The 18,671-nt window shown below is 68.8% G+C and carries 20 protein-coding genes; 3 read left to right on the top strand and 17 right to left on the bottom strand.

Annotated elements, in window-relative coordinates; translation table 11 throughout:
* Nucleotides 1-159: 159 nt before the first annotated feature.
* Both HWX22_RS20730 and HWX22_RS20725 read left to right on the top strand, forming a co-directional pair.
* A complete protein-coding gene (locus HWX22_RS20730; RefSeq protein WP_175911002.1) occupies nt 160-447 on the top strand; it encodes a hypothetical protein in 288 nt (95 codons plus the stop codon).
* Nucleotides 444-1,901: an MFS transporter gene (locus tag HWX22_RS20725; RefSeq protein ID WP_175916294.1), complete on the top strand. Its 1,458-nt coding sequence runs from the start codon at nt 444-446 to the stop codon at nt 1,899-1,901. Before HWX22_RS20730 ends, HWX22_RS20725 begins: the two co-directional genes overlap by 4 nt.
* Before the next feature lie 71 nt (nt 1,902-1,972).
* On the opposite strand, the gene HWX22_RS20720 is transcribed toward HWX22_RS20725, so the two are convergent.
* The 5 genes from HWX22_RS20720 to HWX22_RS20700 all read right to left on the bottom strand — a co-directional run bounded on the left by HWX22_RS20720 (nt 1,973) and on the right by HWX22_RS20700 (nt 6,668).
* Nucleotides 1,973-2,866 (bottom strand): LysR family transcriptional regulator, encoded by an 894-nt coding sequence (locus tag HWX22_RS20720; protein WP_175916293.1) that lies wholly within the window; start codon nt 2,864-2,866, stop codon nt 1,973-1,975.
* A 119-nt stretch (nt 2,867-2,985) separates the two neighbouring features.
* Entirely contained in the window at nt 2,986-3,813 is an 828-nt protein-coding gene (locus HWX22_RS20715) for an alpha/beta hydrolase (RefSeq protein WP_175910997.1), read from the bottom strand.
* 263 nt (nt 3,814-4,076) lie between these two features.
* Nucleotides 4,077-4,460 (bottom strand): VOC family protein, encoded by a 384-nt coding sequence (locus tag HWX22_RS20710; RefSeq protein WP_059524323.1) that lies wholly within the window; start codon nt 4,458-4,460, stop codon nt 4,077-4,079.
* 25 nt (nt 4,461-4,485) lie between these two features.
* Complete coding sequence (locus HWX22_RS20705; protein ID WP_175916292.1) at nt 4,486-5,448, bottom strand: hydroxymethylglutaryl-CoA lyase; 963 nt, start codon at nt 5,446-5,448, stop codon at nt 4,486-4,488.
* A 29-nt stretch (nt 5,449-5,477) separates the two neighbouring features.
* Nucleotides 5,478-6,668, bottom strand: a complete 1,191-nt coding sequence (locus HWX22_RS20700) for a CoA transferase (protein WP_175916291.1) — start codon at nt 6,666-6,668, stop codon at nt 5,478-5,480.
* Here HWX22_RS20700 and HWX22_RS20695 point away from each other — a divergent pair.
* Nucleotides 6,667-6,804 carry a hypothetical protein gene (locus HWX22_RS20695; protein WP_175916290.1) on the top strand — a complete coding sequence of 46 codons (138 nt, stop codon included), beginning with the start codon at nt 6,667-6,669 and terminating at the stop codon, nt 6,802-6,804. The genes HWX22_RS20700 and HWX22_RS20695 overlap by 2 nt on opposite strands.
* 205 nt (nt 6,805-7,009) lie before the next feature.
* Here the strand turns inward: HWX22_RS20695 and HWX22_RS20690 are convergent, their stop codons facing one another.
* The 12 genes from HWX22_RS20690 to HWX22_RS20635 all read right to left on the bottom strand — a co-directional run bounded on the left by HWX22_RS20690 (nt 7,010) and on the right by HWX22_RS20635 (nt 18,549).
* Nucleotides 7,010-7,222, bottom strand: a complete 213-nt coding sequence (locus HWX22_RS20690; protein ID WP_059467484.1) for a hypothetical protein — start codon at nt 7,220-7,222, stop codon at nt 7,010-7,012.
* Between the two features lie 251 nt (nt 7,223-7,473).
* Nucleotides 7,474-7,911 carry a hypothetical protein gene (locus HWX22_RS20685; protein WP_059449716.1) on the bottom strand — a complete coding sequence of 146 codons (438 nt, stop codon included), beginning with the start codon at nt 7,909-7,911 and terminating at the stop codon, nt 7,474-7,476.
* A gap of 182 nt (nt 7,912-8,093) precedes the next feature.
* Nucleotides 8,094-9,017 carry an ABC transporter permease gene (locus tag HWX22_RS20680; protein WP_175916289.1) on the bottom strand — a complete coding sequence of 308 codons (924 nt, stop codon included), beginning with the start codon at nt 9,015-9,017 and terminating at the stop codon, nt 8,094-8,096.
* Nucleotides 9,017-9,889 (bottom strand): sugar ABC transporter permease, encoded by an 873-nt coding sequence (locus HWX22_RS20675; protein WP_175916288.1) that lies wholly within the window; start codon nt 9,887-9,889, stop codon nt 9,017-9,019. The genes HWX22_RS20680 and HWX22_RS20675 overlap by 1 nt, the downstream gene beginning before the upstream one ends.
* Nucleotides 9,890-9,935: 46 nt before the next feature.
* Nucleotides 9,936-11,015, bottom strand: a complete 1,080-nt coding sequence (locus HWX22_RS20670; RefSeq protein ID WP_175916287.1) for an ABC transporter ATP-binding protein — start codon at nt 11,013-11,015, stop codon at nt 9,936-9,938.
* A gap of 49 nt (nt 11,016-11,064) precedes the next feature.
* Nucleotides 11,065-12,231, bottom strand: a complete 1,167-nt coding sequence (locus HWX22_RS20665) for an extracellular solute-binding protein (RefSeq protein ID WP_175916286.1) — start codon at nt 12,229-12,231, stop codon at nt 11,065-11,067.
* Nucleotides 12,232-12,494: 263 nt separating this feature from the next.
* A complete protein-coding gene (locus tag HWX22_RS20660) occupies nt 12,495-13,070 on the bottom strand; it encodes an alpha/beta hydrolase (protein WP_059524332.1) in 576 nt (191 codons plus the stop codon).
* A gap of 22 nt (nt 13,071-13,092) precedes the next feature.
* Nucleotides 13,093-14,421: an MFS transporter gene (locus tag HWX22_RS20655; protein ID WP_059691702.1), complete on the bottom strand. Its 1,329-nt coding sequence runs from the start codon at nt 14,419-14,421 to the stop codon at nt 13,093-13,095.
* 156 nt (nt 14,422-14,577) lie between these two features.
* A complete protein-coding gene (locus HWX22_RS20650) occupies nt 14,578-15,633 on the bottom strand; it encodes a 3-keto-5-aminohexanoate cleavage protein (protein WP_175916285.1) in 1,056 nt (351 codons plus the stop codon).
* A 125-nt stretch (nt 15,634-15,758) separates the two neighbouring features.
* Nucleotides 15,759-16,607 carry a TauD/TfdA family dioxygenase gene (locus HWX22_RS20645; RefSeq protein ID WP_059691703.1) on the bottom strand — a complete coding sequence of 283 codons (849 nt, stop codon included), beginning with the start codon at nt 16,605-16,607 and terminating at the stop codon, nt 15,759-15,761.
* Nucleotides 16,608-16,617: 10 nt separating this feature from the next.
* Complete coding sequence (locus HWX22_RS20640) at nt 16,618-17,598, bottom strand: quinone oxidoreductase (RefSeq protein ID WP_059524340.1); 981 nt, start codon at nt 17,596-17,598, stop codon at nt 16,618-16,620.
* Between the two features lie 33 nt (nt 17,599-17,631).
* Nucleotides 17,632-18,549: a universal stress protein gene (locus HWX22_RS20635; protein WP_175916284.1), complete on the bottom strand. Its 918-nt coding sequence runs from the start codon at nt 18,547-18,549 to the stop codon at nt 17,632-17,634.
* Nucleotides 18,550-18,671 lie beyond the last annotated feature (122 nt).

Genomic DNA, 18,671 nt, shown 5'->3' with positions numbered 1-18,671 from the left:
AATGCGGTGCGCACGGCGCACCACGTCGAGCGGTGGACGCATGACGAATGCGGAGGGCTGAGCCTGCCGTTCCGCTCCGTTGCGTAGCGCCGCCGGTCCCGCCGATGCCGAACCGCTCCGCACGGCATCGCGGCTCGCCGAATGCACGCAGCGTCACCCATGGTTTTCCCTGCCCTCGCCTTCCCGCAGCTGCCTGACCTTCATCCGAAGACCGCCCGGCGGGCGTTCCGCAGCCTTTCTGCGCAGGAAAGGATGCTTGAAGCATCCGCAATTATCGTGTCGCGCAAATTCGCCGACGATGTTTCGGACGCTCGACGCCACCCGTGCAGCCGGCCTTTCGCGGGCCTGGCGCGCACACGCGCCGCGTCGCGCGACCGGATCTGCAAGGCCGGCCGCGAACAGCCGGGCGTTGCGCCACGGCAAATCGATAATCAGGAGACACGATGAACAGCCAATCCCTCAACCTCGGCGGCACCGCGGATGACCCCGCGTCCGCCGTACCGTCCGCGGCCCGGGCCGGCGCCGGTGCGACGACCCTGCCCGCCCGTGGCGTCACGCTCGGCGAATTCATGGACGACCTGCCCGTCAGTGCGCTGCACTGCTTCGTCGTCTGGGTGATCGGCGTCGGGCTGTTCTTCGACATGTACGAGATCTTCCTCGTCAGCACGATCGGCTCCGCGTTGCAGAACGAATATGGGCTGAGCCGGCAAAGCGCCGATTTCAAGCTGCTGCTGGCCTCGGCATTCATCGGGATGTTCGTCGGCGCGATGTGTCTCGGCAGCCTTGCCGACCGCATCGGCCGGCGCAAGGCGTTCTTGCTGACGCTCGTCTGGTACAGCGCGTTTTCGCTGATCGGCGCGTTCTCCGTGAACGCCGACATGCTGGTGGCATGCCGGTTCCTGACGGGCATCGGCGTCGGCGCGATCTACCCGGTCGCCGACAGCTTCCTGTCGGAAATCCTGCCGAAGGACAAGCGTGGGCGATTCGCCGCTTGGGGCTATACGACTTCGTACGTCGCGGTGCCGCTGGTCGGCTTCCTCGCGCTGTGGCTGAATCCGCTGCATGTCTCGGGTGTGGCCGGCTGGCGCATCATCCTCGCGATTGGCAGCCTCGGCGCGGTCTACGTGCTGCTGGTCCAGCATCGGCTGCCGGAAAGCCCGCGCTGGCTGCTCGCGCAGGGCCGCGTCGCGGATGCGCATGCCGCGGTTCGGCGCTTCGCGGACAGCGCAGGCGTGTGCGTGCCCGAGCAGTTCGCGGCATCGGCAGAACCGCAGCGGCCTCTGCGCCTCGGCGAGCGCATCGCGCTGCTGCGCCGCCGGCCTTACGGCGCGCGCTACCTGATGCTTGCGGTGTTCCACCTGTTCCAGGGCTTCGGCTATTACGGTTTCGGCACGCTCGCGGGCACGGTCGTCAAGAGCCGCGGGTTCGACGTCACGGACAGCACGCTGTTCATTGCGCTGTCGTTCATCGGTTATCCGATCGGCTCGCTGCTGTCCATTCCGTTGCTGAACTGGATCGAGCGCCGCACGCTCGTGATCGGGTCGATCCTGTCGATCGCCGCGTTCGGGCTGTGCTTCGCGTATTCGGGCAACACGGTGTTGATCGTCTGCTTCGGTTTCCTGACGACCTGCGCGTCGAACGTGTTCAGCAACGCGTATCACGTGTACCAGGCGGAGATCTTTCCGGCACGTGCGCGCTCGACCGCGATCGGCAGCACGTACGCGCTGTCGCGCATCGTCAGCGGCGCGCTGCCGTTCGTGCTGCTGCCGGTGCTGGCCGCACATGGCGCCGGCGCGATGTTCGGCGTGATCTCGGTCGCGCTCGGCATCGTTGCCGTCACGCTGCGCGTGCTGGGGCCGCTGACCTCCCGGCGCAGCCACGACGACATCAACCCGGTATGACACGGCGACCGGCACGGGGCATGCGCTTGCGTACCCCGTGCATCGCGCGTGCGGCGCGCCATTGAGCAGGTTCAGCGTGCCGACATGAAATCGAACAGCTTCGCGATGTCGGTGGTCAGCACAGCGCCTGCCTTCACGCCGACCCACAACGTGCGCGTCGCCCACGCGTCGTCGAGCTTCACGACCCCGAGCCGCGCCGCGCGCTCGCCGGTCACCGCATCGCGCGGCAGCACGCCGATTCCGAGCCCGGCCTCGATCATCCGGCTCACGCCGTCGAAATTCGACACCTGGATGCGCAGCTTCAGCGAGCGCTCGGCCGCGAACGCGGCGTCGGTCATGCGCGTGAGCAGCGAACTGCCGTCGCTCAGGCCGACGTAGTCTTCATCGAGCGTATCCGCGAAGCGGATGCTGTCGTGCGCGGCGAAGCGATGCCCACGCGGCACGAGCAGTACCAGTTCGTCGCGCCGGTACAGGCGGCGTTCGATGCCGGGCGCCGGCACGTTGTCCGCGAACACGCCGAGATCGGCCTTGCCGGCCGCGAGCGCGTCGACGATTTCGTGACTCAGCCGCTCCTCCAGGCTGACCTTGATGCCCGGGTTGTCGGTGAGAAACGCGGCGAGATCGGCCGGCAGGAACTGGACGATGGCCGACGTATTGGTCCACACGTGAATGTGGCCGCGCACGCCCGCAACGTAGTCGCTCATCTCTTGCGCCATCCGGTTGACCTGCTCGATCACCTTCGCCGCATGGTCGAGCAGCGAGCGGCCCGCCGGCGTCAGCTCGACACCGCGCGCATGCCGGACGAACAGCGCGCTGCCGGTCACGCTTTCGAGTTCGGCGATCCGCTTGCTGACCGCGGACAACGTTAGCTGGCCGTGTTCGGCCGCCTTGGTCAGGCTGCCGTGCTCGGCGACGAGCGCGAACACGCGCAGCGACTGCAGATCGAAGTGAAGCGGGTTCACCATGATGAAGGTCCTGGGAAGCGCCGTGCGGGGCGCGCGTGCCGCGCCAGGCAGGCCTGAAGCGATCATACGCCCGGCCGCGCGCGGCGCGAAATCACGCAAGGCGACGCAACACGGCGCGGTCAGCGCGGCGCGATCGCCTGCAACGCAGCGAGCATCGCGCTCTCCGGTTTCGCGAGATCGTCGAGCACCGTGAAGTGCTGCATGCCGGGCAGCCATGCGCGCGCGATCCGTTCGCCGGCCGCTTCGCAGGCGTCCGCATATTCGTGCGCTTGACGCACGAGCTCTGGCAGCTCGGCCGCGCCGACCGCGACGACGGTCGGTGCGCCCGGCCCGATGTGACGCAGCGGGCTGTACGCGGCGATTTCCTGCGCGGTGAGCTTCAGCTTGTCGTCGAGCACGCACAGAGAGATCGGTTCGAGATCGACGAGCGGGCTGATCGCGAGCGCCGACACGACGGCCGGATGCGCGCGATGCACGGCCGTCAGGTGGCCGCCGGCCGAGTGACCGCTCAGATGGATCGGTCGTCCCGCGGTGCCGATGCCGTCGGGGTCGGCCGCGAGATGGTCGAGCAACGCGCCGATCTCGCCGACGATGTCGGTCATCGATGCGGCTGGTGCGAGCGTGTATTCGGCGAGCACGACGTCGAAGCCGCGTGCGAGCGGGCCGGCGGCCGCGTACGCGAAATCCTCTTTCGCGCAGTGCTGCCAGTAGCCGCCGTGAATGAACACGAACAGCGGCGCGTCGGCCACGCCGCACCGCAGCCAGTCGAAGCGCTGCGCCGGACCCGCACCGTAACGCAGGTCGCGCTGCCCGGGCGTCGCATCGTAAAGCGCCGCGCTGCGTGCCTGGCAGGACGCGAGCACCGCGGGAAAATCGGGAATGGCTCTCGTGTTCAGGTAGGCGGCGTCGAGCGCCGCGCGGTCCATGCCGCGATAGAGGATCGTCATTCGGGAAGCGCCTGGTCGGTTTGCGGATGCGCGGGACGTTCGCGGTGCCCCGCCACGAAGGCGCCGGACGGGCCGACGCCGTTGCGCCATTATGCGTAGCGCAACCGGCGCCGGCTATCCGGAATCGGCGGGGGCGGCATGCGCCTGTCCGCTTTCGGCGGAGGACTGTCGAGCAGCGCGCGCGTCGTGCCGGCGCATGCGCGAACGGGCGGACCGGTGCGACGAAGCGGCGATGGTAGCCGCTCGGCGCAACGGATCGGCACTCAGATCAGTTCGGATATCTCGATGAGGTTCAGGTCCGGGTCGCGCACGTACACCGACCGTATTTTCTGCGTCGCGCCGGTGCGCTCGACGGGCCCTTCGACGATCGGCCAGTCAACGCGGCGCAGATGCGCGATCACGTCGTCGAGCGGCACCGACGCGATGAAGCACAGGTCGAGCGCGCCGGGCACCGGCACGTGCGCTTTCGGCTCGAACTCCGCGCCGCGCACGTGTAGGTTGATCTTCTGGTTGCCGAAGCGGAATGCGAGCCGGCCCGCACCGAAGGTTTCGAGCTGCATCTGCAGCACTTCCGTGTAGAAGTGCCTGGTCCGCTCCGGATCGACGCAGGTCAGCACGAGGTGGTCGAGGTGGTCAATCAGTGCCATGTGGTTCGCTCCTGTTTCCACGCGTTCACGAGAAAGCCCGCTGCGCCGGCATGTCGCCGGTTTCGGCGCGCGGCGGCGGATGAAGGTCCGAGCGGCGCCCGGCCTTCAGGATCTGGCTCGGCACGTCATGCCCGATCAGCGCGGGCAGCCGCGCAGCCGCGGCGAGCACGGCCGCAAGGTCGATGCCCGTATCGTAGCCGTCGAGCGCGAGCATGTGGACCAATTCCTCGGTGCACGCATTGCCGGTCGCGCCCGGCGCGTACGGGCATCCGCCGAGCCCGCCGAGCGACGCGTCGAAGCGGTCGATGCCGGCTTCGAGCGCGGCGAGCGTGTTGGCGAGCGCCATTCCGCGCGTGTTGTGAAAGTGCAGCGTGAGCTGCAGCGCGCCGAAGCGCTCGCGTGCGCGTTCGGCCAGCTCGCGCACCTGCGACGGATATGCCATGCCGGTCGTGTCGCACAGCGTGACGCCGTGCACGCCGAGATCCGCGAAGCGCTGCATCCACGCGAGCACGGTTTCCGCGCGCACGTCGCCCTCCATCGGGCAGCCCATCGCGGTCGACAGCGACACGTTGATCGCAACGCCCGTGCCGCGCACCGCGTCGATCACGTCGCGCAGCTGCGCGAACGACTGCTCGCGGGTCATCCGCAGGTTCGCGCGGTTGTGGCTCTCGCTCATCGACATCACGAGGTTCACCTCGTCGATGCCGCACGACAGCGCGCGCTCCGCTCCGCGCACGTTCGGCACGAGCACCGTATAGACGACGCCCGGCGCGCGCACGATGCCGTGCATCACGGCCTCCGCGTCGCGCAGCGCGGGGATCGCCTTCGGCGACGTGAACGACGTGACCTCGATCTTCGCGTAGCCGCATGCGCTCAACGCGTCGACGAGCGCGATCTTGTCGTCGGTGTCGACGAACGCCGCTTCATTCTGGAAACCGTCGCGTGTCGCGACTTCGTGGATGTAGAGTCGTCGGGGAGGCTTGCTCATGTCGTCGTCCCGGAGGCTGGCCGGCCGGTTCAGATCACGCCGCGCGCGCGCCAGTCGTCGCGCGTCGCGGCATCGATGCCGATCGATTCGAGCACCGCGTCCGTATCGGCGCCGAGCGCGGGCGCCGGACGCTCGATGCTTCCCGGCGTCGCGCCGAGCTTCGGCACGATGCCCGGCACGAGCACGGGCGTGCCGTCGGGCAGCGCGGCGTCGACGATCATGTCGCGCGCGCGGTAGTGCGGATCGGCCGCGATGTCCGCGACGTCGTAGATGCGCCCGGACGGGATACGCGCGTCGTTCAGCGCGGCGAGCACGTCGTCGAGATCGTGTCGCGCGCTCCATTCGCCGATCGCCGCGTCGATGCGCGCGACCTGCGCGACGCGTCCGTCGTTGTGCGCGAGCGCCGGATCGTGGCCGAGATCGGGGCGCCCGATCAGTTCCATCAGCCGACGGAAGATGCTGTCGCCGTTGCCGGCGATCAGCGCGTACTTGCCGTCGCGGCAGCGGTACGCGTTGGTCGGCGCGATGCCGGGCAGGCTGCTGCCGGCCGCCTCGCGCACCGCGCCGAATGCCGAGTATTCGGGCAGCAGGCTTTCCATCATGTTGAACACCGATTCGTACAGCGCGACGTCGACGACCTGCCCTTGACCGCCCTGCTGCTCGCGATGGCGCAGCGCGAGCAGGACGCCAATCACGCCGTGCAGTGCCGACAGCGAATCGCCGAGCGACACGCCGACGCGCACCGGCGTGCGGCCGGGCTCGCCGGTCAGGTGGCGCAGGCCGCCCATCGCCTCGGCGATCACGCCGAAGCCGGGGCGGTCGCGATACGGGCCGGTCTGACCGAAGCCCGATACGCGCAGCATCACGAGCCTCGGGTTGATCGCGGACAGCGTCTCCCAGCCGAGCCCCCAGCCTTCGAGCGTGCCGGGCCGGAAATTCTCGATCAGCACGTCGGTCTCGGCGACGAGGCGGCGCACGACGTCCTGCCCTTCCGGCGTGCGCAGGTCGAGCGCGAGCGAGGTCTTGTTGCGCGATTGCGCGGCCCACCAGACCGACGTGCCGTCGTGCAGCAGCCGCCATTTGCGCAGCGGATCGCCGACGCCGGGCGGCTCCACCTTGATCACGTCCGCGCCGAATTCGGCGAGCATCCGGCCCGCGAACGGCCCGGCGATCAGTTGGCCGAGTTCCAGCACGCGGATACCGTCCAGGGGGCGTGTCATGGCTGTCTCCGATGAAATCACGTTGTCGATGACGGCGATCATGACGACGTTCGCATTCGGCGAAAATCGATCGATGCTCAACCAGCCTTTCCCGAACGGAAAGGCACGCATGGCGGCGAGCCGCGGCACGTCGTGACGATGGATCGAGCGGGGAGAAAGACGTGACGACGCGTTGCGGACAGGACGCCGCGGCGGAATCGGAGAAGCGGGGAATCGGGGTTTCAGGCGGTGCGCGGCGGGCACCGGTATGCGCGGGTGCGCGATGCGCGCCGCCGACGCGTGTCGGCCATCGGCCGCGCGTCGGCGGGAATCAGCGGCGCTGCGTCAACGTGAGACGAGGCTCAGTAAGCGGACATCTCGACGCAAGGATCGACCTTGGACGGCGAGCAGATGACCGAATACTTGGCGCTTTCGCGCATCAGCGCTTCGCCTTCGTGCAGCGCGATCTTGATCTCGGGGTGACGCTCGTACGCGAGGAATGCGGAGCAGAAGACCGCGGACATCACGACCAGGGAAAACACGAATTTTTCAAGGGATTGGAAACGTTCGGGCATGGTTCGACCTTTCTTCTAGCCCGCGATTATATCTCGAATTAAGGGTTTTCCCTATATGCCGGCCCGCATACCGAGGATGGCTTCGACCGACGGCAGGCGGTGTTTGCGCCCTTTTTCACCGTGACACAGGTTCGAGCATCGGACGAGACGAAGGGACTGGTTGCCTTCAACGGAAGGCAAGGCGACGGTTCGGCACGCATCGTCCGCACGGCATTTCGGCGGGAGCGGCGACGAAGCCCGTCGCCGGCGCGTCATTGCGGTGCCGATGCACCGCTGGCTGCGTTGCCCGGCCATGCCTTGCCGATCTTGTCGATCAGCGACTTGGCGGCGCCGGTCGCGATGGCGGCGTCGACGCCCGAGGTCTGCCACGAACCGTCGGCGGCCTGCACGAAGGTCAGGTTCGCACGCGACGGCGTGTAATCGCTGTTGCGCCACGTGATCACGACGTCGCACGCGTAGGTGCGTTCGCCGGTCTTCCTGCAGTCGCCGTCGGGTTTCGCCGAGATCACGTCGGCAGACACGGGCAGCGGCTGGCCGAACAGCGCGTTCAGGCCGCCGTGGTTTTCCGCTTCGAGCGCGCGGCGCACCGCGGCATCGACGTCGCTCGATCCGGGGCCGTCGTGGAGCAGGTGGCAGGCGGCGAGCAGCGTGGCGGCACAGCCGAGCGTCAGCAGCGTGGGAAACTTCATGGAACTCCGCGAATCGGGTGAACGTCGGGCGGCATGCGGCGATGGCCGTTTACGCATCGCCGAGCCGGTATGCCGCGTAGTCTGCAACGTCCGCGCGTGGTTCGCGGTATCCATTTGTAACCAATTGCACGGACGGCAGAAACGGCGCGACCGCCCCGCTGCCCCGCCGCCTTCGTGCGCGGCTACTGCCGCTCCTGCTTCACACGACTCACGAGCTGCGTCGGGCTCACGAACTGCAGCGCGATCACGACCCACACGAGCGTGATGGCCATGTAGATCATCGCCATCGCGTCGATCGACTGCGGTGCGCGCACGCCGGTCGAGAACACCGCGTAATACAGCGCGACGACGAGCGTCTGCGTGCTCGGGCCCGCGGTGAAGAAGGTCAGCTCGAACATCCCGATCGTGCGCACCAGCACGAGCAGCCCGGCCGCGAGCATGCCGGGCATCAGCAGCGGCAGCAGCACGTAGCGGAAATAGCGCCACGTGTTCGCGCCGAAGATGCGCGCGGCGGCTTCGAGATTCGGATCGATTTGCTCGATGAACGGCGTCATCACGAGGATCACGAACGGCAGCGCCGGCACGAGGTTCGCGAGGATCACGCCGGGCAGCGTGCCGGCGAGCCCGACCTTGTACATCACGGTCGCCATCGGGATCCCGTACGTGACGGGCGGCACCATCAGCGGCAGCAGGAACACCAGCAGCGCGAAGCGCTTGCCGCGGAACTGCACGCGCGCGAGCGCGTATGCGGCCGGCACGCCGAGCGCGACCGACAGCAGCACGACCGCGCCGACGACTTCGACGGTCACCCACAGCACGCTGGCGAGTTGGAAGTCTTCCCACGCCTTCGCATACCAGTGCAGCGTGAAGCCCTGCGGCAGCGGCGTGCCGAACCAGCGCGTCGCGACCGAGTTCACCGCGACGGTCGCGATCAGCAGCATCACGTTCAGCAGGAAGAACGCCATCAGCCCCCACACGAGCGCCTTCCACGCGCGGCCGGCGAGGCTGTCGCGCAGTTTCCGCGGCTTCATCGCGTTGACGGGCTGCGCGCCGGGCGGGCTGTGCTTCGGCGGCCATGCCGGCGCCGCATGATTGTCGGTCGCCATCAGCCCTTGCCTCCCGTGACCGGACCGGTATAGAAGAAGCGGCGCGCGCCGAGCATCGACGCGACCACCAGCAACTGCACGAAGCCCATCACGATCGCGATCGCCGATGCGAGCGAATAGTCGTAGCTCTCGAACGCGGCTTCGGCGGCCGCGATCGAGATCACGCGCGTCGGCCCGGCCGGCGCGCCGAGCAGCACGGCCGACGGGAATACCGAGAACGCCTGCACGAACGACAGACATGCGGCCATCGTGAGCCCCGGCACGAGCAGCGGCAGGTAGATCCGCCGGAACTGCTGCCACGGGTTCGCGCCGAGCGTGGCCGCGGCGCGCGCGAGCGTCGGGTCGATGCCGCTGATGTACGACAGCATCAGCAGGAACGCGAACGGAAAGCCCGACACGATCAGCGACAGCAGCACGCCCCAATAATTGTGCGTGAGGCGCACTTCGTCCGTGTACAGGTGCAGCCCCTGCAGCGCCTGCGGAAACCAGCCGTTCGGTCCGAAATACGTGAGCATCCCGTCGGCGACGAGCACCGTGCCGAGCGTGACGGGAATCACGAGCAGCGTCGTGACGAACTTCTGATACGGCGAGTTGCGGCGCAGCGCGAACGCGACGGGCACCGAGATGCCGACGTTGATCAGCGTCGCCGGCACCGCGAGCTTCAGCGTGACGAGCACGGTCGGCCACATCGCGGTGTCGGTGAAGAACTGCACGTAGTTCGCGAGCGCGCCGCCGCCGTTCATCGGCTGGAACGACAGGACCAGGCCGTACGCGAACGGATAGATGAACAGCGCGACGATGAACGCGAGCGCCGGCGTGACGAGCCACGCCTTCGCGTCGCGCGGCGCGCCGCCGGTCGTGAGCGTGCTCATGCGGCCTCCGGGCGGCGCGCGGCCGCGCATGCGACGCGGCGGCCGTTCATTGCGCGTCTCCCGCATAGACGAGCGTGCGCGCCGGCGCGACGCGCAGCCGCAACCGCTCGCCCTCCGCGAACTCGCCGGCGACCCGCGCCCAGATCGGGCCGAACGGCGTGATCGCGCGGATGAGTGAGTCGCGGCCGCCGTATTCGACCGTTTCGACGGTCGCATCGAATGCGTTGTCGGCCCCTTCTTCCGCTCGCTCGATGTCGTCGGGGCGCAGCGCGACCACCACGTCCTTGCCGTCGAAACCGGCCATCGGCACGCCCGCGATGCGCACGCCCGCCGCGGTGACGTTCACGTGGTCGCCGGCCATCCCTTCGAGCGTGAACGGCAGCACGTTGCGATAGCCCATGAAGCGTGCGACGTGCAGATTGTGCGGGCGCGTGTACACGTCTTTCGGCGACGCGACCTGCTGCACGACGCCCTCCTTCATCACGACGATCCGGTCGGCCATCGACAGCGCCTCGTCCTGGTCGTGCGTCACGTAGATCGTCGCGCGTTCGAGCTGCGTGTGGATGCGGCGGATCTCGGCACGCATCTCGATGCGCAGCTTCGTGTCGAGGTTCGACAGCGGCTCGTCCATCAGCACGAGCGGCGGCTCGATGACGATCGCGCGCGCGATCGCGACGCGCTGCTGCTGCCCGCCCGACAGCTGCCCGGGCAGCTTGCCCTCGTGGCCGACGAGTTGCACGAGTTCGAGCGCCTGCTGCGCGCGCCGCCGCGTTTCCTGCTTCGGCACGCCGCGCATCTTCAGCCCGAAGCCGACGTTCTCGAGCACCGACATGTGCGGAAACAGCGCGTAGTTCTGGAACACCATGCCGAAGCCGCGGCGCTCGGGCGGCAATACGTCGATGCGCGTATCGTCGAGCCAGATGCCGCCGCTCGTGAGCGGCTGCAGCCCGGCGATGCAGTTCAGCGCGGTCGACTTGCCGCAGCCCGACGGGCCGAGCAGCGCGATGAACTCGCCGCGCCGGATGTCGAGATCGAGCCCGTTCAGTGCGGCGACCTGCGCGCCCTCCGCATTGGTGAAGCTGCGGCACACGCCGTCGAGCCGCAACCGTTCGAAACTGTGCTTCATTACGCGAACTCCGTCGGCGCGGGCGCCGCGGCGCCCGCGGGTTCATGCGTCATTTCGACTTCTGCGAACCGATCTCGCGGTCCCACTTCTGGAACGCGGCGACCATCGCCTGCGCGTTGAGCGGCTGCACGTGCGGACGATCCGCGAGCAGCTTCGCGTACTCGGGGCGGCCGAACTTCCTGATCACCTCCTGGCTGTGCGCGGGCGCCATCTCGAGCGTCACGCCCTTCACCGCCGGGCCAGGATAGAAGTAGCCGTCGTCGTAGGTCATCGCCTGCTGCGCCGGTTCGAGCAGGAAATTCATCAGCTTGAACAGCACGTCGAGCTTGTCCTTCGCGACGCCCTTCGGAATCACCATGAAGTGCGCGTCGTTGACCCACGTCATGTTGTCGAATGCCTGGACCCGGAAGTCGGCCGGCACGATGCCGAGCGCGCGCGGGTTGAGGTCCCAGCCGGTCACGGTCACCGTCATGTCGCGCGTGCCTTCGCCGAGCTCCTTCATCACGGCCGACGTGCCGCCCGGGTAGTACGGCACGCAGTCGTTGAGCTGCTTCAGGAACGCCCAGGTCTTGTCCCAGCCGTTGATCGGGTCTTGCGGGTTCTTGTCGCCGAGCACGTACGGCAGCCCCATCAGGAAGGTGCGGCCGGGGCCTGAATTGGCCGGGCGTGCGTAGATCAGCTTGTTCGGATGCGCCTTGCACCACGCGAGCAACTGCTCGGGCGTCTTCGGCGGATCGCTGACCTTGGCCGGGTTGTATTCGAGCAGCGGGCCGGCCGGCATGTAGGTCACTTCGAGACCGAAGCCCTGCGCGAGATCCTGCATCTTGCGCGGGCCGGGCGCGTATTTGTCGAGCACGCCGGGGAACGCGCCCGCGCTGTCGGGCAGCAGCTTCAGCCACAGGTTCTGCTCGATGCCGGCGGCCAGCGCGTCGGTGCCCGTCAGCACGAGGTCGATGTCGGCCCGTCCCGCGGCCTGCATCGCCTTGATCTTGCCCGGCAACTGCGGCGCGGGCGCGTTCGTGAACGTGACGTTCGAGACGAGATTCGGGTTCTTTTCCTTGAACGCCTCGATGGCCTTCTGCGTGAGCTGCAAGTTGCCCGCGACGTCGACGACATTCAGCGACACGGGAGCCGCGACGGCGGCCGCGGCCGTCAGCGTCAGGCCCAGCGCCAGGGCAATCCGGCGGACACGGCGCGCGATCGTGGTGGTGTTCATGTCTCCTCGCTTCGGTCGGTGGATGGGACCGTTCTTTCGGGAAATCATGACGGCGTTATACGATGTCGGTCAACAAAAAACCGACCCGCGCGGGGCGGGAATTTCCCTAACAAAAACCTTCCGTTTGTCGAGGATGTGCTTGTTGGCCAATGCGACGGATACGTCGCATGTTAGGACGTCGTATATCAACGGACGCTGAACGGGAATCGGTTCGGACGGACGCGCCGGCATGCAAAGCGTGCGCGGCGCGTTGCGGACGGCGCTCAGGCCGCACGGAGCGCGATCACCTCCCCGATCAATCGCTCCGCATCCTGCCATTCGCCGAAACCCGAAGCCGGGTTCAGGTGTCCGACTTCGCCGAGATCGACGAGCCGGCTGCCCCACCCGGCCGCCAGCGCCTGCGTGCGTTCGAATCGCGCGAGCGGATCGTTGCGGCTCGCGGCCACGATGCTCGGAAACGGCAGCGGCCGGGTCGGCACCGGCGTCCAGCCGTGCGCGTCGAGCGCATCCGGTGTCGGATAGCCGGCGGGCATCGGCGTATCGAGATCGGCCGGTGCGGCGAGCAGCGCGCCGTCGATGGCACGCGTGGCCTGCAGCGCCCAATGCACGGTGATCATCACCCCCGCGCTGTGCGCGACGAGGATCACGGGGCCGTCGATCGCGGCCAGCGCCGCATCGAGCGCCGCGACGCGCGCGGCGCGGCTCAGCTTGTCGGCTTCGAGCGGCGCGACGGCGCGAGCGTTCGGCAGGCGCCGTTGCAGATGCGTCTGCCAGTGATCTTCGACGTGATCGCGCAAGCCGGGCACGATCAGGATGGTGGGCGCGGTCGCCAGGGTCATGCTGCCTCCGGGAGGGTTCGGTTCAGGAAAGATGTGACGCGCGTCGTTCGCGTTCGACGCGCGCGAGGTCGGCCGCGTAGCTCGCGCGTCCGATCGCGAAGAGCGCGGCGGCCGCGAGCGGCACGGCGGGAATCCATTGCAGTGCGCCGACGAGGCCGGCGCGATCGGCGACCCACCCCGTCAGCAGCGGGCCCGGCGCCATGCCGAGCAGGTTGTTGGCGAGCGTGAGCGTGGCGAACGCCGATGCGTGGATCGCGGCCGGCGTGAGGTTCGCGACCATCGCGCCCGATGCGCCCGACGCGCCCGCGCCGACCAGCATGCCCGCGCAGATCAACGCGAGTTGCAGCGGCCCGGGCGGCAGCCGGAACGCGATCGCGAGGCACACGCCCGTCAGCACGCAATACGCGATCGCGGTCAGCCATTTGCGCGAACCGTCGGCGCGTCCGACGCGGTCGGTGACGATCCCGCAGCCGACCATCCCGACGCCCGACAGCAGCACGAAGCCGGCCGCAAGCACGGCGGCACGGTCCGGCGCCATCGCGTAATAGCGGTTCAGGTAGCTCGGCAACCAGGCGAACAGCGCGCCGGGCACGAACAGGTGCAGCCCGCTGCCGACATACGCGCAGATCACCGAACGGGATGCGAACAGCCCCGACATCAGCGCGCGCACGCTGCCGCGCAGGTCGCGCGGCGCATCGGCATGGGGCCGGCACGGTTCGACGCGGCATGCCGCGAGCCGCCGTTCGGTGACGATGCCGCGGTACGCGACGAGCAACACGATGCCGAGCGCGGCCATCACGCCGAACGACCAGCGCCAGCCGAGATGCGCGCCGACGAGACCGCCGAGCGCCATCCCGAACACGGAGCCGAACGCGCCGCCGGCCATGAACGCGCCGGTCAGCGTCGCGCGCAGGCGCGCCGGAAAGATGCTGAGGATCAGCGCGACGCCGACGCTGCCGTACGCGGCTTCGCCGAGGCCGACGAGCCCGCGCGCCACGAGCATTTCGGCGTAGTTGGTCGACAGCGCGCAGCCGAGCGTCGCGACGCTCCACAGCGCGGCCATCAGCACGATGCTGCGCACGCGGCCGAAGCGGTCGGCGAGCACCGACAGCGGAAACGTCAGCAGCCCGACGAGCAGCGCGACGACGCCGGACAGCGAGCCGAGCTGCGTGTCCGACAGTCCCCACGCGTGCTTGAGCAGCGGAAACACGGCATTGAGCACCTGCCGCGACATGTAGTCCGACAGCAGCAGGCCGACGGTCAGCCCGAACACGAGCCAGGCATAGGCCGGCGCGCGCCGCCCGGTGGCCGCCACGTCCTGCAGCGACGGCTCGACGTGATGAATCAGCATGCGTGTCTCCTCCGGCGCCGGTGCGGCAATGCGCCGGCGCGGCTTGCGCGGCCCCGCTCCGTTCGTCGGAGCTTGCCTCGCGCACCGCGCGAGGGTGGGTGCCGCGCCACATCGATCGGCGGGCGGCGCGGGCGCGCCACCCGGATGCGCGGTGCGTCAGGCCGCGCGCAGCGGCACGCTCAATTGCCCGGGCCGGCGGTTCGGCGCCATCCCGAGCTGCGCGAGCGTCTCGTCGACGCCGTCGTACTGCACGCCGATCCGGTAGATCGCCTTCGCCTCCTTGCCGGTCGCGATGTCGCGGCCGAGTTCGCGCGTGATCCGCACGCACTGCTCGACCTGCTGCACCGACGTCATCCGGTTGCCCTTCTGGTCGATGATCGTGTCCTCGATCCCGCAGCGCGGATGCAGCCCCAGCGCCATCGCGACGGTGTTGATCGGCAGCACGTTCTTCATCAGCGATTCGAGCGTGATGCACGCGCCGTCCGGACAGCGCCGCACGAATTCCATGAAGTTGTACGGATTCGGGCCGTCAAAGCCGCCGCCGATGCCGACCCACGTGACGTTCAGCGGGCCGCGATAGACGCCGCGGCGGATGATCCGCTCGAGCGTCTCGAGCGCGTGCATGCCGGTGAGCTGGAAATGCGGCTGGATGCCGGCTGCCTGCAGCCGGCGCAGGTGCTCGTCGACCCAGCCGGGGCCGGCCGGCACGGTCATCTCGCGGTATGCGTCCCACAGCGCCGCCTCGTTCAGCGACGTGCCGGCGATGTCCTTGCGGTTCATCAGTTCGGTGATGTTCATCTGCACGGTGTTGATGGCGACCGTCACCTGGTCGGGCTTCGGCGTCAGCTCGGCGAGCATGTGGCGCGTGTCGTCGGACAGCCATTTCGCTTCCGCGCCGTCGCCTTCCGGCGCGAACGAGATCGAGCCGCCGACCTGCAGGATCATGTCGGGCACCGCCTCGCGCAGCCGGCCGAGCAGCTCGTTGAATTTCGACAGCCGCTTGCTGCCCTTGCCGTCGAGTTCGCGCACGTGCAGGTGCAGCACCGTCGCGCCCGCGTTGTAGCAGTCGACGGCCTTCTGTACGTGCTCGTCCATCGTCACCGGAATGTCTTCCGGGAAATCCGCGGGCATCCATTCGGGGCCGTATGGCGCGACCGTGATGACTACCTTGTCCTGGTTTTCCGGGTGCAGCGAATCGTCGAGAAATTGCATGTCGTCCTCCAGATGGAATCGTTGTGTTCGGGGCGTACGGGCGTGCGTGTCCCGTCGCGCCGGGCGGCAGGCCCGGCGTGTTGCATGGGGTTTCAGGAACCGGTTAAGGCGCGGGCGCGTTCAGATCAGAACGGCACGTCGCCGACGATGCCCGCGCGCTCCATCTTGCGCACGCACGGCGGGTAGTCCATCACCGCGTAATGCTGCGTGGCGCGGTTGTCCCAGATCGCGACGCTGTTCTTCCTCCAGCGCCAGCGCACCTGGTATTCGGGGATATACGCCTGGCTGATCAGGTATTGCAGCAACTGGCCGGCGCCGGGGTTCGCGTCCTGCCCGTAGCGCACGCGCCCGGGCGTGTGGAAGTTCGTGAAGTGCGTCGTGAACGCGTTCACGTACAGCACCTTCTCGCCCGTTTCGGGATGCGTGCGCACGACCGGATGCTCGGCGTCCGGATACTGCGCCTTCAGCGCGAGACGCTTGTCGATCGGCATCGCCGCGCCGAAGCTCGCCTCGATGCTGTGACGCGCGCGCAAGTCCGCGATCTGCTGCTTCACGTGTTCCGGCAGGTGCTCGTACGCGAGCACCATGTTCGCCCACATCGTGTCGCCGCCAACCGGCGGACCGTCGATGCAGCGCAGCACGCAGCCGAACGGCGGCGCCACGCGCCAGCTCGCATCGCTGTGCCACGCATTCTCGTAGCGGTCGTTCGGCTGGTCGGGCGACTTGTAGATCCGCACGAGCCCCGGGTGCTCGGGGTCGCTGCCGGCGACCGGATGATCCTCGAGCTCGCCGAAGCGGCGCGCGAACGCGACGTGCTCGGCGCGCGTGATGTCCTGGTCGCGCAGGAACAGCACGCGATGACGCAGCAGTTGCGCGCGGATCTCGGCGAACAGGCCGTCGTCGTGCACGGCGTCGGCGAGGCTCACGTCCAGCAACTCCGCGCCGATCGCACAGGTCAGGGGTTCGACTCGCATGCGCGTCTCCTCAGACGATGAATACCGACGAGCCGGTCGTCTTGCGCGATTCCAGGTCGCGGTGCGCCTGCGCCGCGTCCTGCAGCGCATAACGCTGGTTGATCTCGATCCGGATGCGGCCGGCCGCGACGTGCGCGAACAGTTCGCCGGCCAGGTCGTTCTTCTCGGCCGGATCGGCGATGTAGTCGGCCAGCGCCGGGCGTGTCAGGTACAGCGAGCCCTTCATCGCAAGGCGCTGCGGGTCGAACGGCGGGATCGGGCCCGACGCCGTGCCGACGCAGACCATCAGCCCGCGCCGCTTCAGCGAATCGAGCGAGCCTTCGAAGGTGTCCTTGCCGACGCTGTCGAACACGACGTCGACGCCGACGCCGTCCGTTAGTTCGCGCACGCGTTTCGCGACGTCCTCGCGGCTGTAGTCGATCGTGTGGTCGCAGCCGTGTGCGCGGGCGACCGCGGCCTTGTGTTCGCTCGACACGGTGCCGATCACGGTGAGCCCGAGCAGCTTCGCCCATTGCGACACGATCAGCCCGACGCCGCCCGCGGCCGCATGCAGCAGGATCGTGTCGCCCGGCGCGAACGCGTGGATGCGGCGCAGCAGGTAGGCTGACGTCAGCCCGCGCATCGTCATCGCCGCGGCCGTTTCGCATGCGATGCCGGCGGGCAGCTTCACGAGCGGCGCGGCCGGAATCAGCCGTTCGGTGCTGTACGCGCCGAGCGTGTTGAGGAAGCCGGTGTAGGTCACGCGATCGCCGACGGCGACGTTCGTCACGCCGGGGCCGACGGCCTCGACCACGCCGGCCGCCTCGACGCCGATGCCCGCCGGCAGCGGAACCGGATACAGGCCGCTGCGGAAGTACGTGTCGGCGAAATTAAGGCCGACGGCCTCGTGCCGCAGGCGAACCTGCCCGGCGCCCGGCTCGCCGACTTCGACCGCTTCCCAGCGCAGCACGTCGGGGCCGCCGGTTTCGTGGAATCGCACTGCATGTGCCATCGTGTTCTCCGTAAGTATTCAGTCGGATGCGCGTCACGCATCGTCGGGTTCGTCCGCGCCCGGCGTCGTCGCGACTGTGCCGCTCGCCGGGGGCGCGTCCAGTTCGTTCCAGTCGGCGTCGCCCAGATAGCGCCGCGCAGCCGGGAAAATCACGCCTTCGATGCGCCCCATCTGCTCGAACGCGCCGCGCGCATAGTCGGCGAGCGCCGCATCGAACGCGGCCGACGGCAATCCGTCGGCGGCGAGCCGCGCCAGCGCGTCGAGCGCGTGCGCATCGCGGCGCCGCTGGCGGTCGAGCTCGTCGAGTTCGGCCGCGGTGCTCTCCGCCCGCATGCGCAATGCCGCGAACAGGCGTGCTTCGGCAGACGCGCCGAAGCGTGCGTTCTGCAGCGCCGCGAGCGATGCCAGCGCCGCCAGCGGGCCGCCCGCGTCGCCGGTCGGCCGCGTTGCCGCGTCCGGGGTGTCACTCGCCATCGTCATCGTCAGCGCCTGCAGCTGCTCGCCGAGCGCGCGATGCGCCGCGAGACAGCGGGCCATCACGCGCGCCTCGGCCGGCGCACGCCGCGCCGGGCACACGAGCACCGGCACGCCGCTCGTCGCCAGCAGCACCCACCGTTGCGCGGTCGCGGCAGCATCGGCATCGTGCGGCAGCGCCGCGACGGCGATCAGGTCGCAGCCGAGCTCGCCGGCGAGCGTGGCCGGCGAGGCGTCGCCGGCCCCCGGACGGCCGGCCCCCGCGATCGCATGGGACAGGCCCTGCGCCCGTGCGGCGGCTTCCACTTTCGCACCGTGTTCCGGCATCCGCGCTCCGGATAAACGCGAGTCCGGCGCGGCGGCGGACAGCACGAACGTGACCCGCGCGCCGACCGCACGCGCCAGTTCGAGCGCATGGCCGATCGCATCGATGCCGCCGGGCATGCCGTCGACCGTCACGAGCAGATGGCGATACATCGTGCCGCTCCGCTTATCCGGCGCTCGGTGCGCTGCGTCGCGCGCCGGTCGATACGATGTCCATGGTCCCTCCTCGTTGCATTCGTCGGTTGCGTTCGTCACGCATCGGAACCCATGCTATC

It is taken from the genome of Burkholderia sp. BCC1638 (assembly GCF_902833195.1).
GTDB classification, from domain to species: Bacteria; Pseudomonadota; Gammaproteobacteria; order Burkholderiales; family Burkholderiaceae; genus Burkholderia; species Burkholderia diffusa.
This window is presented reverse-complemented; position numbering and strand designations above follow the sequence as displayed.

Excerpts from the sequence above, each read along its gene's own strand:
- HWX22_RS20635 (WP_175916284.1), bottom strand. The coding sequence starts at position 18,549 with ATGTATCGCCATCTGCTCGTGACGGTCGACGGCATGCCCGGCGGCATC.
- HWX22_RS20665 (WP_175916286.1), bottom strand. The coding sequence starts at position 12,231 with ATGAACACCACCACGATCGCGCGCCGTGTCCGCCGGATTGCCCTGGCG.
- HWX22_RS20695 (WP_175916290.1), top strand. The coding sequence starts at position 6,667 with ATGGCTGTCTCCGATGAAATCACGTTGTCGATGACGGCGATCATGACG.
- HWX22_RS20680 (WP_175916289.1), bottom strand. The coding sequence starts at position 9,017 with ATGGCGACCGACAATCATGCGGCGCCGGCATGGCCGCCGAAGCACAGC.
- HWX22_RS20660 (WP_059524332.1), bottom strand. The coding sequence starts at position 13,070 with ATGACCCTGGCGACCGCGCCCACCATCCTGATCGTGCCCGGCTTGCGC.
- HWX22_RS20675 (WP_175916288.1), bottom strand. The coding sequence starts at position 9,889 with ATGAGCACGCTCACGACCGGCGGCGCGCCGCGCGACGCGAAGGCGTGG.
- HWX22_RS20690 (WP_059467484.1), bottom strand. The coding sequence starts at position 7,222 with ATGCCCGAACGTTTCCAATCCCTTGAAAAATTCGTGTTTTCCCTGGTC.
- HWX22_RS20685 (WP_059449716.1), bottom strand. The coding sequence starts at position 7,911 with ATGAAGTTTCCCACGCTGCTGACGCTCGGCTGTGCCGCCACGCTGCTC.
- HWX22_RS20725 (WP_175916294.1), top strand. The coding sequence starts at position 444 with ATGAACAGCCAATCCCTCAACCTCGGCGGCACCGCGGATGACCCCGCG.
- HWX22_RS20710 (WP_059524323.1), bottom strand. The coding sequence starts at position 4,460 with ATGGCACTGATTGACCACCTCGACCACCTCGTGCTGACCTGCGTCGAT.
- HWX22_RS20705 (WP_175916292.1), bottom strand. The coding sequence starts at position 5,448 with ATGAGCAAGCCTCCCCGACGACTCTACATCCACGAAGTCGCGACACGC.
- HWX22_RS20715 (WP_175910997.1), bottom strand. The coding sequence starts at position 3,813 with ATGACGATCCTCTATCGCGGCATGGACCGCGCGGCGCTCGACGCCGCC.
- HWX22_RS20650 (WP_175916285.1), bottom strand. The coding sequence starts at position 15,633 with ATGCAATTTCTCGACGATTCGCTGCACCCGGAAAACCAGGACAAGGTA.
- HWX22_RS20640 (WP_059524340.1), bottom strand. The coding sequence starts at position 17,598 with ATGGCACATGCAGTGCGATTCCACGAAACCGGCGGCCCCGACGTGCTG.
- HWX22_RS20700 (WP_175916291.1), bottom strand. The coding sequence starts at position 6,668 with ATGACACGCCCCCTGGACGGTATCCGCGTGCTGGAACTCGGCCAACTG.
- HWX22_RS20670 (WP_175916287.1), bottom strand. The coding sequence starts at position 11,015 with ATGAAGCACAGTTTCGAACGGTTGCGGCTCGACGGCGTGTGCCGCAGC.
- HWX22_RS20655 (WP_059691702.1), bottom strand. The coding sequence starts at position 14,421 with ATGCTGATTCATCACGTCGAGCCGTCGCTGCAGGACGTGGCGGCCACC.
- HWX22_RS20645 (WP_059691703.1), bottom strand. The coding sequence starts at position 16,607 with ATGCGAGTCGAACCCCTGACCTGTGCGATCGGCGCGGAGTTGCTGGAC.
- HWX22_RS20720 (WP_175916293.1), bottom strand. The coding sequence starts at position 2,866 with ATGGTGAACCCGCTTCACTTCGATCTGCAGTCGCTGCGCGTGTTCGCG.
- HWX22_RS20730 (WP_175911002.1), top strand. The coding sequence starts at position 160 with ATGGTTTTCCCTGCCCTCGCCTTCCCGCAGCTGCCTGACCTTCATCCG.